Below are 13,322 nucleotides of genomic sequence, written 5' to 3'. Positions count from 1 at the left end.
GCATAGGAATTGGATTATGAATATGAAAAAACTGGCTACGCTGGTTTCTGCTGTTGCATTAAGTGCTACGGTGAGCGCCAATGCGCTGGCGAAAGAGTCGATAGCATTGGTGGTTTCAACCCTGAATAACCCGTTCTTCGTGTCACTGAAAGACGGCGCGCAAAAAGAAGCGGATAAATTGGGCTACGACCTGGTGGTGTTGGATTCGCAAAACAACCCGGCAAAAGAGCTCTCCAACGTTCAGGATCTGACCGTGCGCGGTACCAAACTGCTACTCATCAACCCGACAGACTCTGATGCCGTAGGTAATGCGGTGAAACTGGCGAATCAAGCCAACATTCCGGTGATTACACTGGATCGCGTGGCAGGCAGCGGCGCGGTGGTAAGCCACGTGGCGTCTGACAATGCGTTTGGTGGCAAAGTTGCCGGCGATTTCATCGCGAAAAAATTGGGTGAAGGCGCCAAGGTGATTCAGTTGGAAGGTATCGCCGGAACCTCTGCCGCCCGTGAACGCGGCGCTGGCTTTATGAAATCCGCTGAGAAAAACAAATTTGTCATGCTGGCCAGCCAGCCCGCCGATTTCGATCGTACCAAAGGGCTGAACGTGATGCAGAACCTGCTCACCGCACACCCTGATGTAAAAGCCGTGTTCGCACAAAACGATGAAATGGCACTGGGTGCGCTGCGTGCTCTGCAAACTGCGGGTAAAACTGATGTCATGGTGGTCGGTTTTGATGGCACGCAGGATGGTGTAAAAGCCGTAGAGGGCGGGAAACTGGCTGCCACTGTTGCACAACGTCCTGAAAAAATAGGTGAAATTGGCGTACAAACCGCTGACAAGATCATCAAGGGTGAAAAGGTACAGGCGATTATCCCGGTTGATCTGAAACTGGTTGCCAAAGAATAACGAATAACAACGACAAGTAGCGCCGCCGAAATAAGGCGGCGCTTTTAATCACTTTTGGGGCGATTTTATGAAAACGGGCAAACTTGTGGTGTTGGGCAGTATTAATGCCGACCATATCCTCAATCTGACACACTTCCCTCAACCGGGCGAAACGGTGATCGGTAAGCAATACCAGGTCGCTTTTGGTGGTAAAGGGGCTAATCAGGCGGTTGCTGCCGGGCGCAGTGGTGCCAATATTGCCTTTATTGCTGGCGTGGGTGAGGATGATATTGGTGCCCGCATTCGCGAGCAGTTGTCTCGTGACCAGATAGATGTTTCTGCCGTTGAAACCGTTGCCGATGAAACCACGGGCGTTGCGCTGATTTTTGTCAATGGCGACGCTGAGAATATGATTGGTATTAACGCGGGTGCCAATGCGGCGATCACTCCTGATGTTCTGGCGCGTCACCGGCAAAAAATCATCGATGCATCTGCCTTATTAATGCAGCTTGAGTCTCCGCTGGAGACGGTTATTGCCGCTGCGCAGTTGGCGCATCAGCACCAAACGCGTGTAATTTTAAACCCGGCTCCCGCCTGTGACTTGCCGGATGAGCTGCTGGCGCTGGTGGATATGATCACGCCGAATGAAACGGAAGCACAGCGTCTGACCGGTGTCACTGTGCAGAATGAGCAAGATGCAGCACGGGCTGCGCAACTATTGCATAATAAAGGCATTACTACCGTGCTGATTACATTGGGTAGCCGCGGCGTATGGCTGAGTGAAAACGGCCAGGGTCAGCGCATTCCCGGTTTCCAGGTTCAGGCCGTAGATACGATTGCGGCGGGAGATACCTTTAATGGTGCGCTGGTAACGGCTCTTTTGGAACATCAACCGATGCAAACCGCCGTGAAATTTGCTCATGCTGCCGCTGCCATTGCGGTAACTCGCGCTGGTGCTCAATCTTCTGTGCCGTGGCGCAATGAGATCGATGCATTTTTACACTCTCAGGGGTGACTTGTGGCCACAATGAAGGATGTTGCTCGTCTGGCGGGCGTGTCGACGTCAACCGTTTCACATGTAATTAATAACAATCGCTTTGTTAGCGACACGGTGCGTGAACGGATATTGGCGGCCGTTGATGCGCTCAACTACGCACCGTCTGCGCTGGCGCGCAGTTTGAAGATCAATCAGACGCAAACTATTGGTATGTTGCTAACGGCCAGTAGTAACCCGTTTTATGCTGAAGTGGTGCGTGGCGTTGAGCGTAGCTGCTACGAGCGCGGCTATAGCCTGATCCTGTGCAATACCGAAGGCGACCATAATCGGCTGGACCGCAGTCTGGAAACCTTGATGCAAAAGCGGGTTGATGGCTTGCTCCTGATGTGTACCGAGAACCACCGCCCCTCTTCCGAAACCATCAGCCGTTACCCGTCAATTCCACTGGTGATGATGGACTGGTCGCCGTTTGAAGGCGTCAGTGATGTTATCAAGGACAATTCTCTGCTTGGCGGCGATATTGCAACCCGCCATCTGATCGACAGCGGTTACCGTAATATCGCTTGTATCGCTGGCCCACAGGATAAAACAACGGCCTATAACCGACTGTTAGGCTATCGGCAGGCGATGCAGCGTGCCGGTTTGCACGTTCCTGATGATTACGTGGTGTTAGGGGATTTCGAGTTTGAAACCGGGTACCAGGCGATGCGTAAACTGCTGTCGCTGGCGAAAAGGCCGGAGGCCGTGTTCTGTAGTAATGATGCAATGGCCGTTGGGGTTTATCACGCGCTCTATCAGGCGGGGTTATCTATTCCAAGGGATATGGCCGTGGTGGGTTATGACGATATAGAACTGGCGCGCTATATGTCTCCGCCGTTAACCACCATTCATCAACCAAAAGATGAATTGGGGGAACTGGCGGTGGATACGCTGTTATACCGTTTGGAACATCCTGAAACCGAGCCAACGGTACTGGTATTAACGCCCGAGTTGGTGCTGCGTGAATCGGTGGCTCACCGGTAAATAGGATTTACGACGCAGTAAAATGGGGTGTTTAGGATGAAATAGCGTCATCTGTGCTGGTTTGCTATGCGATTAGCCGAAAAAACACCCACTCAGAAATAAAATTGAAATTAGCCCTTGTCAGGGCGCGAGAAGTGTCTATACTGCGCCTCCACTGACACGGCAACAGCGATACGCGGTTGTGGTAACAGTAAGAAGTAAAACAGGAAAGCCGAACGCGAAATTGAAAAATTAACGTTGACTTTTCAGCGGTGCAGCGTAATATACGCCTCCCGCGCCACGGTTGATGTGGCAACGCTCTTTAACAATTAATCAGACAATCTGTGTGGGCACTCACAGGACTTTATCGTAAAGCCTACGGGCTTAAAAAATAAAAGTCTTGAAGAGTGAACAACAGTTAATTCATTACGAACTAACAGTAATAATTCTTTGAGCATCGCTTCTCTTGCAGAAGCAAATCAAACTTTAAATTGAAGAGTTTGATCATGGCTCAGATTGAACGCTGGCGGCAGGCCTAACACATGCAAGTCGAGCGGTAGCACAGGAGAGCTTGCTCTTTGGGTGACGAGCGGCGGACGGGTGAGTAATGTCTGGGAAACTGCCTGATGGAGGGGGATAACTACTGGAAACGGTAGCTAATACCGCATAACGTCGCAAGACCAAAGCGGGGGACCTTCGGGCCTCGCGCCATCAGATGTGCCCAGATGGGATTAGCTAGTAGGTGGGGTAATGGCTCACCTAGGCGACGATCCCTAGCTGGTCTGAGAGGATGACCAGCCACACTGGAACTGAGACACGGTCCAGACTCCTACGGGAGGCAGCAGTGGGGAATATTGCACAATGGGCGCAAGCCTGATGCAGCCATGCCGCGTGTGTGAAGAAGGCCTTCGGGTTGTAAAGCACTTTCAGCGAGGAGGAAGGCAGTAAGGTTAATAACCTTGCTTATTGACGTTACTCGCAGAAGAAGCACCGGCTAACTCCGTGCCAGCAGCCGCGGTAATACGGAGGGTGCAAGCGTTAATCGGAATGACTGGGCGTAAAGCGCACGCAGGCGGTTTGTTAAGTTGGATGTGAAATCCCCGGGCTTAACCTGGGAACTGCATTCAAAACTGGCAAGCTAGAGTCTCGTAGAGGGGGGTAGAATTCCAGGTGTAGCGGTGAAATGCGTAGAGATCTGGAGGAATACCGGTGGCGAAGGCGGCCCCCTGGACGAAGACTGACGCTCAGGTGCGAAAGCGTGGGGAGCAAACAGGATTAGATACCCTGGTAGTCCACGCTGTAAACGATGTCGATTTGGAGGTTGTGCCCTTGAGGCGTGGCTTCCGGAGCTAACGCGTTAAATCGACCGCCTGGGGAGTACGGCCGCAAGGTTAAAACTCAAATGAATTGACGGGGGCCCGCACAAGCGGTGGAGCATGTGGTTTAATTCGATGCAACGCGAAGAACCTTACCTACTCTTGACATCCAGAGAATTTAGCAGAGATGCTTTAGTGCCTTCGGGAACTCTGAGACAGGTGCTGCATGGCTGTCGTCAGCTCGTGTTGTGAAATGTTGGGTTAAGTCCCGCAACGAGCGCAACCCTTATCCTTTGTTGCCAGCGGTTCGGCCGGGAACTCAAAGGAGACTGCCAGTGATAAACTGGAGGAAGGTGGGGATGACGTCAAGTCATCATGGCCCTTACGAGTAGGGCTACACACGTGCTACAATGGCGTATACAAAGAGAAGCGACCTCGCGAGAGCAAGCGGACCTCATAAAGTACGTCGTAGTCCGGATTGGAGTCTGCAACTCGACTCCATGAAGTCGGAATCGCTAGTAATCGTAGATCAGAATGCTACGGTGAATACGTTCCCGGGCCTTGTACACACCGCCCGTCACACCATGGGAGTGGGTTGCAAAAGAAGTAGGTAGCTTAACCTTCGGGAGGGCGCTTACCACTTTGTGATTCATGACTGGGGTGAAGTCGTAACAAGGTAACCGTAGGGGAACCTGCGGTTGGATCACCTCCTTACCTAATGATACTGATTCTGTGAAGTGTTCACACAGATTGTCTGATGAAAATGCTGAGCAAAAAGCACCTGTTGATGAATGAGTCTCTGACTCATGCTGATACGAACCGATTAGAGCTGTTGTGTTAATCGGGTTTTCGTGTCCCCATCGTCTAGAGGCCTAGGACACTGCCCTTTCACGGCTGTAACAGGGGTTCGAATCCCCTTGGGGACGCCATACCGATAATGAGTGAAAGACATTATCACCGGTTCTGCGGAACCGACAATAACGTAAAGATGACTTACGAGTCGTGTTTACGATATTTGCTCTTTAACAATCTGGAACAAGCTGAAAATTGAAACGAGCAATAGTGGCTCACTACTACTATTGTGATTCTCTCAAGCTTTCACACCTGAAACATTTTCGGGTTGTGAGGTTAAGTGAATAAGCGTACACGGTGGATGCCTAGGCAGTCAGAGGCGATGAAGGGCGTGCTAATCTGCGAAAAGCGTCGGTAAGCTGATATGAAGCGTTACAACCGACGATACCCGAATGGGGAAACCCAGTGCAATTCGTTGCACTATCATGTCATGAATACATAGTGGCATGAGGCGAACCGGGGGAACTGAAACATCTCAGTACCCCGAGGAAAAGAAATCAACCGAGATTCCCCCAGTAGCGGCGAGCGAACGGGGAAAAGCCCAGAGTCTGAATCAGCTTGTGTGTCAGTGGAAGCGTCTGGAAAGTCGCACAGTAAAGGGTGATAGTCCCGTACACGAAGATGCACAGGTTGTGAGCTCGATGAGTAGGGCGGGACACGTGACATCCTGTCTGAATATGGGGGGACCATCCTCCAAGGCTAAATACTCCTGACTGACCGATAGTGAACCAGTACCGTGAGGGAAAGGCGAAAAGAACCCCGGCGAGGGGAGTGAAATAGAACCTGAAACCGTGTACGTACAAGCAGTGGGAGCACTCTTTATGGGTGTGACTGCGTACCTTTTGTATAATGGGTCAGCGACTTATATTCTGTAGCAAGGTTAACCGTATAGGGGAGCCGCAGGGAAACCGAGTCTTAACTGGGCGTTAAGTTGCAGGGTATAGACCCGAAACCCGGTGATCTAGCCATGGGCAGGTTGAAGGTTGGGTAACACTAACTGGAGGACCGAACCGACTAATGTTGAAAAATTAGCGGATGACTTGTGGCTGGGGGTGAAAGGCCAATCAAACCGGGAGATAGCTGGTTCTCCCCGAAAGCTATTTAGGTAGCGCCTCGTGAATTCATCTTCGGGGGTAGAGCACTGTTTCGGCTAGGGGGTCATCCCGACTTACCAACCCGATGCAAACTACGAATACCGAAGAATGTTATCACGGGAGACACACGGCGGGTGCTAACGTTCGTCGTGAAGAGGGAAACAACCCAGACCGCCAGCTAAGGTCCCAAAGTCATGGTTAAGTGGGAAACGATGTGGGAAGGCATAGACAGCCAGGATGTTGGCTTAGAAGCAGCCATCATTTAAAGAAAGCGTAATAGCTCACTGGTCGAGTCGGCCTGCGCGGAAGATGTAACGGGGCTAAACCATGCACCGAAGCTGCGGCAGCGACACTTAGGCGTTGTTGGGTAGGGGAGCGTTCTGTAAGCCGTTGAAGGTGAACTGTGAGGTTTGCTGGAGGTATCAGAAGTGCGAATGCTGACATAAGTAACGATAAAGCGGGTGAAAAGCCCGCTCGCCGGAAGACCAAGGGTTCCTGTCCAACGTTAATCGGGGCAGGGTGAGTCGACCCCTAAGGCGAGGCCGAAAGGCGTAGTCGATGGGAAACAGGTTAATATTCCTGTACTTGGTGTTACTGCGAAGGGGGGACGGAGAAGGCTATGTCATCCGGGCGACGGTTGTCCCGGTTTAAGCGTGTAGGTGGGTGACTTTGATAAATCCGGGTCACTGTTAACACTGAGGCGTGATGACGAGGTACTACGGTACTGAAGTGACAGATGCCCAGCTTCCAGGAAAAGCCTCTAAGCATCAGGTAACATTGAATCGTACCCCAAACCGACACAGGTGGTCAGGTAGAGAATACCAAGGCGCTTGAGAGAACTCGGGTGAAGGAACTAGGCAAAATGGTGCCGTAACTTCGGGAGAAGGCACGCTGTGCGAGGTGTAGGGATTTACTCCTGAAGCTTTGCGCAGTCGCAGATACCAGCTGGCTGCAACTGTTTAATAAAAACACAGCACTGTGCAAACACGAAAGTGGACGTATACGGTGTGACGCCTGCCCGGTGCTGGAAGGTTAATTGATGGGGTTATCCGCAAGGAGAAGCTCTTGATCGAAGCCCCAGTAAACGGCGGCCGTAACTATAACGGTCCTAAGGTAGCGAAATTCCTTGTCGGGTAAGTTCCGACCTGCACGAATGGCGTAATGATGGCCAGGCTGTCTCCACCCGAGACTCAGTGAAATTGAACTCGCTGTGAAGATGCAGTGTACCCGCGGCAAGACGGAAAGACCCCGTGAACCTTTACTATAGCTTGACACTGAACCTTGAGCCTTGATGTGTAGGATAGGTGGGAGGCTTTGAAGTGTGGACGCCAGTCTGCATGGAGCCAACCTTGAAATACCACCCTTTAATGTTTGATGTTCTAACCTGGGCCCATGATCTGGGCTGGGGACAGTGTCTGGTGGGTAGTTTGACTGGGGCGGTCTCCTCCCAAAGAGTAACGGAGGAGCACGAAGGTTAGCTAATCCTGGTCGGACATCAGGAGGTTAGTGCAAAGGCATAAGCTAGCTTGACTGCGAGAGTGACGGCTCGAGCAGGTACGAAAGTAGGTCTTAGTGATCCGGTGGTTCTGAATGGAAGGGCCATCGCTCAACGGATAAAAGGTACTCCGGGGATAACAGGCTGATACCGCCCAAGAGTTCATATCGACGGCGGTGTTTGGCACCTCGATGTCGGCTCATCACATCCTGGGGCTGAAGTAGGTCCCAAGGGTATGGCTGTTCGCCATTTAAAGTGGTACGCGAGCTGGGTTTAGAACGTCGTGAGACAGTTCGGTCCCTATCTGCCGTGGGCGTTGGAGAATTGAGGGGGGTTGCTCCTAGTACGAGAGGACCGGAGTGAACGCACCACTGGTGTTCGGGTTGTCATGCCAATGGCATTGCCCGGTAGCTACGTGCGGAAGAGATAAGTGCTGAAAGCATCTAAGCACGAAACTTGCCCCGAGATGAGTTCTCCCTTGTCCCTAGAGGACGCTAAAAGGCCGTTGAAGACGACGACGTAGATAGGCTGGGTGTGTAAGTGCAGCGATGCATTGAGCTAACCAGTACTAATGACCTGTGAGGCTTAACCTTACAACGCCGAAGATGTTTTGGTGGTTGTGAGTGGTGATGAAGAGAATCGTTACTCGTAATTCAGCTTGTTGACAGATTGGTCTTGCTGGCTCGAAAGGACGGGTGAGATGAAACAGAATATGCCTGGCGGCGATAGCGCGGTGGTCCCACCTGACCCCATGCCGAACTCAGAAGTGAAACGCCGTAGCGCCGATGGTAGTGTGGGGCTTCCCCATGTGAGAGTAGGGAACTGCCAGGTTTTTATATCGATTATCAGACGATGTCTGATGATAAAAAGTAGCGAAAGGGCTGTCCGAAAGGACAGCCCTTTTTGCTGTGCGTGCTTTTTGGTTATATAGCGTTTTTATTATCAGGCGTGATTCGCCTTTCATTGCCCACTCTGGGGTTGAAGATGCCCACGGACCGTAGAGATTTGGCGTGCGGGATCGGGTAAACTACGGCGTATTCAATCTGGAGAGTACGTTCTGATGACGAGCAGTGTCACATCCCTTAAGCCATACCACACCTTCTCTTTGCCCGTTTATGCCGATGAGATCGTTTGCGCCGATACACCGGATTCGTTGGTCGCTTCTTGGCGTCATGCGAGTGAACAGAATACACCGGTGTTGATTGTGGGGGAGGGTAGCAATGTCCTGTTTTTGGAAGATTTTGCAGGGACCGTCATTGTTAACCGCATAAAAGGGATTGAGATTGCTGAGGATGATCTCGGATGGCATCTGCACGTCGGTGCCGGTGAGAACTGGCATCATCTGGTCGAGCACACGTTGCAACGGGGCGTGTCGGGCCTGGAAAATCTGGCGCTGATCCCTGGCTGCGTCGGCTCGGCTCCCATCCAAAATATTGGCGCTTATGGCGCCGAGTTTAAGCAGTTTTGCGCATACGTCGATGTTTTGGATCTTACTCTTAATCAGGTAACTCGCCTCAGTGCTGCGCAGTGCCAGTTTGGTTATCGTGAAAGTATCTTCAAACATGAATACCGTCGGGGGTTTGCCATTATTGCGGTAGGGCTGTATCTGACTAAGTCCTGGGTGCCGCTATTGGGCTATGGTGATTTGGCGCAGCTCGATCCTGCAACCGCGACGCCTGATGCTATCTTTACTACGGTATGTGCGATGCGGCGTAAGAAATTACCCGATCCGGCGCTGATGGGAAATGCGGGCAGTTTTTTCAAAAACCCCGTCATAAGTGCCGAACAGGCACAGGTTATCTTAATGCGTTACCCCCATGCACCACACTATCCGCAGCCCGATGGTACGGTTAAATTTGCTGCTGGTTGGCTTATCGACCAGTGCCAATTAAAAGGGCACCGTATGGGTGGCGCTGCGGTTCATCAGCAGCAGGCTCTGGTGCTGGTCAACCTTGATGAGGCGACGAGTGACGATATCGTCGCGTTGGCGCGTTATGTGCGTAATAGCGTTGCAGAGACATTTGCACTCTGGCTTGAGCCGGAAGTGCGCTTTATTGCTTCAACGGGTGAAGTAAGCGCGACTGAGGTGCTGTCATGAAAGATATCCGCGTCCCGTTAACGCTCATCAAGATTCTATCCGACGGTGAGTTTTACTCAGGCGAATATCTGGGAGAACTGTTGGGAATGAGCCGAGCAGGCATTAACAAACATATTCAAACCATCAGAGAATGGGGACTGGATGTGTTTCCCGTTACAGGCAAAGGGTACAGCTTGCCTGAGCCGATGCAATTGCTCGACGAGAATGTTATTCGCGCCGCACTCTCAGGAAATAATGTTTCGGTACTGCCTGTCATTGATTCAACCAACCAGTACCTGCTAGACCGGCTGGAGAGCTTGCACTCTGGCGATGCGTGCGTGGCGGAATACCAGCAGGCGGGGCGCGGTCGTCGCGGTCGTCAGTGGCAATCACCGTTTGGCGCTAACCTTTACCTCTCGATGTTTTGGCGCTTGGAGCAGGGGCCTGCGGCAGCGGTGGGCGTGAGCCTGGCTATTGGTATCGTGATTGCTGAAGTGCTGCATCGCCTTGGCGCACATGATGTCAAAGTCAAATGGCCTAACGATCTCTATATGCACGATCGCAAATTGGCTGGCATTCTGGTTGAACTGATGGGAAAAACCGGAGATGCGGCGCAGCTAGTGATCGGTATTGGCATCAACTTGCGGATGCGGCCCTCCTCGGGGCAAAGCGTGACGCAGGAATGGATCAATCTGCAAGAAGCCGGGATCGATATCGATCGTAATATTTTGGCCGCTACGCTTATCACTGAATTGAGTAACGCGCTGGAAGTGTTTGAGCAAGGTGGACTGCGCTCATTCATTCCTCGCTGGCAAGCTATCGATAATTACTATAATCGGCCGGTGAAATTGATTATGGGTGAGCGCGAGATCCACGGGATTGAACGTGGAATTGATGATCAAGGCGCGCTGTTACTCGAAGAGAATGGTGAGATTAAGGCCTATATTGGTGGCGAAATATCACTGCGTGGCAAATAGCCAGTAGGGGGTGTTACCCCCCACTGGTTGGTAATATTGCTATTTTCTCAAACGCACATAGTCAACGGCATGATTAGCGCTTTTGGTCATAATTAAGCTGGCACGCTCACGGGTGGGCAAAATATTTTGGTGCAAGTTAGGTTCATTAATATCACGCCAAATTTTGGTCGCGATTGTCACCGCTTGCTCTTCTGTTAATTTGGCGTACTCGTGAAAATAAGAATTAGGATCAGAGAATGCACCCAAGCGGAATTTCAAAAACCGGTTTATATACCAGGATTTTAATAACGCTTCCGGGGCGTCAACATATATAGAAAAGTCAATAAAATCAGAAACAAAAGCGCGTGGTTGTGCGTGTGGATAATCCATCCCACTTTGCAGAACATTTAATCCTTCAAGGATAAGAATATCCGGCTGTTCCACCACTTTATTGCTATTCGGTACAATATCGTAAGTCAGGTGCGAGTATATTGGTGCGGTAACTTTTTTAGCCCCTGATTTTATATCTGACACAAATTTCATCAGACTATGGATATCGTAAGATTCAGGAAACCCTTTTTTCTGCATCAGGTTTCTGTCTTTAAGCACCTGTTTAGAATGCAAAAAGCCGTCTGTTGTGATCAACTCGACTCGACGATGCTCAGGCCAACGGCTTAGCAATGCCTGCAATACGCGCGCGGTCGTGCTTTTGCCCACTGCGACACTGCCTGCGATGCCGATAATATAGGGAATGCGTTGCCCGTTAGTGCCGAGAAATTGCTCCAATACCGCCTGGCGTCTCAGGTTTGAGCTGATATAAAAATTAAGCAGACGTGATAAAGGCAGATAGATTTCGGCAACTTCATCGAGCGACAACTCATCATTGATCCCTTTTAACCGGATAATTTCTTCTTCTGTCAGCGTCAGTGGCACTGAATTGCGCAATGCAGCCCATTGACGGCGATCGAAGTGTAGGTAGGGTGTTGCCAAAGGTTGCTCGCTGTCTCTCATCTGTCCAATTTATCCTATAGACCATCCTGCCAAGAGAAGAAACCGCCCAAGCGTTGCGTGAGCAGGACCTATAAGCCGCGGGGGGTCATACACGGTAATGTTGTGATTCGATTAGTAGATGTCAGGCAGGTTACACGTTGGACACGCAGAAAAGAAGACAACAGGATGATATTTCCTGACGCCATTGCGTCAGGAAACGATTAACTTGCCAGAGCCGGTGTCATCCGATTGGCGACAAACAGGCGCTTGTAGTAGATGGCGGTCGGGTGATAACTGCCATCGGGCGCACTGGCATAATCAGGAATTTCTCCCAAATAACGGTAGCCCTGCATGCGGTAAAAGGCTTCTGCCGGAGAGCCTGCCTGAGTATCCAGATACAGCAAGCCGCGATTAAGTTCAAAGGCAGTGGTTTCCAACACCGACAGCAGTTTACGGCCAATACCTTGGCGACGCGCGCGGCTGTGTACCAGCAGTTTTTGTACTTCTGCCCGGTTCAAACCATTGCTTTTCTGGCAAAGCTCAAGCTGCACGCTTCCGATAATGCCCTGGGCGTCACGGGCAATCCACAGCAAGCGGGCCCCTTCTGCCAGAGAAGTGCGCAATCCGTGAAAATAGCTGGCTGCGGTTTCGTGCGACAGAGGCATCTCATAGCCAACAGAGGCGCCATGCATTACCGCATCCAGCAGCAGGTCTGCCAGTTCGGCACGGTAAACCGGAAGGGTTGTGTCATTAAGTAAAACGATTTTCATCATTCAGTCTCCAGCGAAATGAGCCCTCTCTGACCCGCTTTACCGAATTAAAGCAAGATACATGCCAGGCCAGATTCATGTCGTTAACGCGGTTAAACACATATTTATGGCGAAGAAGGTGCGTTACCGTGGAGCAAAAGGTCATTGTTGGTGCAGAATCGTGCTGAGGTCATGTCAAAAAACGGATGAACGACAGGAGGGAATGTGCGGGATTGGTCGTGAATTTGAACGTTCTTTAGGCATTTTATCGCATGATGCGTGAATTCATGCTCGATTTTGGATAAAATCTAAGCGATAGCGCATTTTAAGCAATTTTTTTGTTGCATAGGTGGCTCGCTCTACCTAGAATGCGCAGCACTTGATGCCGGCTTAGCTCAGTTGGTAGAGCAACTGACTTGTAATCAGTAGGTCGCCAGTTCGATTCCGGCAGCCGGCACCATCAAGTACACAATTAGGTGGGGTTCCCGAGCGGCCAAAGGGAGCAGACTGTAAATCTGCCGTCACAGACTTCGAAGGTTCGAATCCTTCCCCCACCACCAAATTCAAGCCATACAGGTTATGGCTGAACCAGTGCGATGAGGCAATCATTGTGCTGGCGAAGGCGGAAGCTTTCAACAGAGAAATCAGGTAGCCGAGTTCAGGATGCGGGCATCGTATAATGGCTATTACCTCAGCCTTCCAAGCTGATGATGTGGGTTCGATTCCCACTGCCCGCTCCAATAAGTGCTGATATAGCTCAGTTGGTAGAGCGCACCCTTGGTAAGGGTGAGGTCGGCAGTTCGAATCTGCCTATCAGCACCACTTCTTTTTCATCTCCTGATTTCCTTTCTGTAAAATATTCGTCAAGCGTTAGCTTGGTTAATGTGGTGCTATCACCGATTTATCCG

7 protein-coding genes, 5 tRNA genes and 3 rRNA genes are annotated in these 13,322 nt (G+C 51.1%); 13 read left to right on the top strand and 2 right to left on the bottom strand.

The window, feature by feature from the left end; all coding sequences use genetic code 11:
- The first annotated feature begins 16 nt into the window (after window positions 1–16).
- The 9 genes from rbsB to birA all read left to right on the top strand — a co-directional run bounded on the left by rbsB (window position 17) and on the right by birA (window position 10,696).
- Window positions 17–907 (top strand): ribose ABC transporter substrate-binding protein RbsB, encoded by an 891-nt coding sequence (gene rbsB / locus K6K13_RS22640; RefSeq protein WP_222158943.1) that lies wholly within the window; start codon window positions 17–19, stop codon window positions 905–907.
- 67 nt (window positions 908–974) lie between these two features.
- Complete coding sequence (gene rbsK / locus K6K13_RS22635) at window positions 975–1,901, top strand: ribokinase (RefSeq protein ID WP_222158942.1); 927 nt, start codon at window positions 975–977, stop codon at window positions 1,899–1,901.
- 3 nt (window positions 1,902–1,904) lie between these two features.
- Window positions 1,905–2,906, top strand: coding sequence for a ribose operon transcriptional repressor RbsR (rbsR, locus tag K6K13_RS22630; protein ID WP_222158941.1), 1,002 nt, complete (start codon window positions 1,905–1,907; stop codon window positions 2,904–2,906).
- 467 nt (window positions 2,907–3,373) lie between these two features.
- Window positions 3,374–4,915, top strand: a 16S ribosomal RNA gene (locus tag K6K13_RS22625).
- Window positions 4,916–5,054: 139 nt separating this feature from the next.
- Window positions 5,055–5,130, top strand: a tRNA-Glu gene (locus K6K13_RS22620).
- A 197-nt stretch (window positions 5,131–5,327) separates the two neighbouring features.
- Window positions 5,328–8,235: ribosomal RNA gene (locus K6K13_RS22615) — 23S ribosomal RNA — on the top strand.
- A 122-nt stretch (window positions 8,236–8,357) separates the two neighbouring features.
- Window positions 8,358–8,473 (top strand): 5S ribosomal RNA (gene rrf / locus K6K13_RS22610).
- Together the 16S, 23S and 5S rRNA genes with 1 tRNA gene alongside form the textbook arrangement of a ribosomal RNA operon.
- A 229-nt stretch (window positions 8,474–8,702) precedes the next feature.
- The gene (gene murB / locus K6K13_RS22605; protein ID WP_222158940.1) at window positions 8,703–9,740 is read left to right on the top strand and encodes a UDP-N-acetylmuramate dehydrogenase; all 1,038 of its coding nucleotides are present in this window, start codon (window positions 8,703–8,705) and stop codon (window positions 9,738–9,740) included.
- Window positions 9,737–10,696 (top strand): bifunctional biotin--[acetyl-CoA-carboxylase] ligase/biotin operon repressor BirA, encoded by a 960-nt coding sequence (gene birA / locus K6K13_RS22600; protein WP_222158939.1) that lies wholly within the window; start codon window positions 9,737–9,739, stop codon window positions 10,694–10,696. Before murB ends, birA begins: the two co-directional genes overlap by 4 nt.
- A gap of 39 nt (window positions 10,697–10,735) precedes the next feature.
- On the opposite strand, the gene coaA is transcribed toward birA, so the two are convergent.
- A complete protein-coding gene (coaA, locus tag K6K13_RS22595) occupies window positions 10,736–11,686 on the bottom strand; it encodes a type I pantothenate kinase (RefSeq protein WP_222158938.1) in 951 nt (316 codons plus the stop codon).
- A gap of 200 nt (window positions 11,687–11,886) precedes the next feature.
- Window positions 11,887–12,435 (bottom strand): GNAT family N-acetyltransferase, encoded by a 549-nt coding sequence (locus K6K13_RS22590; RefSeq protein WP_222161230.1) that lies wholly within the window; start codon window positions 12,433–12,435, stop codon window positions 11,887–11,889.
- A gap of 363 nt (window positions 12,436–12,798) precedes the next feature.
- Here K6K13_RS22590 and K6K13_RS22585 point away from each other — a divergent pair.
- From K6K13_RS22585 to K6K13_RS22570, 4 genes are all read left to right on the top strand, one after another.
- Window positions 12,799–12,874 (top strand) — tRNA-Thr (locus K6K13_RS22585).
- 15 nt (window positions 12,875–12,889) lie between these two features.
- A tRNA-Tyr gene (locus K6K13_RS22580) sits at window positions 12,890–12,974 on the top strand.
- 105 nt (window positions 12,975–13,079) lie between these two features.
- A tRNA-Gly gene (locus K6K13_RS22575) sits at window positions 13,080–13,154 on the top strand.
- A gap of 6 nt (window positions 13,155–13,160) precedes the next feature.
- Window positions 13,161–13,236, top strand: a tRNA-Thr gene (locus K6K13_RS22570).
- Window positions 13,237–13,322: the final 86 nt, after the last annotated feature.

Origin of the sequence: Symbiopectobacterium purcellii (assembly GCF_019797845.1) — a bacterium.
In the GTDB taxonomy this organism is placed as follows: Bacteria; Pseudomonadota; Gammaproteobacteria; order Enterobacterales; family Enterobacteriaceae; genus Symbiopectobacterium; species Symbiopectobacterium purcellii.
This window is presented reverse-complemented; position numbering and strand designations above follow the sequence as displayed.

Excerpts from the sequence above, each read along its gene's own strand:
- rbsB (WP_222158943.1), top strand. The coding sequence starts at position 17 with ATGAATATGAAAAAACTGGCTACGCTGGTTTCTGCTGTTGCATTAAGT.
- rbsK (WP_222158942.1), top strand. The coding sequence starts at position 975 with ATGAAAACGGGCAAACTTGTGGTGTTGGGCAGTATTAATGCCGACCAT.
- murB (WP_222158940.1), top strand. The coding sequence starts at position 8,703 with ATGACGAGCAGTGTCACATCCCTTAAGCCATACCACACCTTCTCTTTG.
- birA (WP_222158939.1), top strand. The coding sequence starts at position 9,737 with ATGAAAGATATCCGCGTCCCGTTAACGCTCATCAAGATTCTATCCGAC.
- coaA (WP_222158938.1), bottom strand. The coding sequence starts at position 11,686 with ATGAGAGACAGCGAGCAACCTTTGGCAACACCCTACCTACACTTCGAT.
- K6K13_RS22590 (WP_222161230.1), bottom strand. The coding sequence starts at position 12,435 with ATGAAAATCGTTTTACTTAATGACACAACCCTTCCGGTTTACCGTGCC.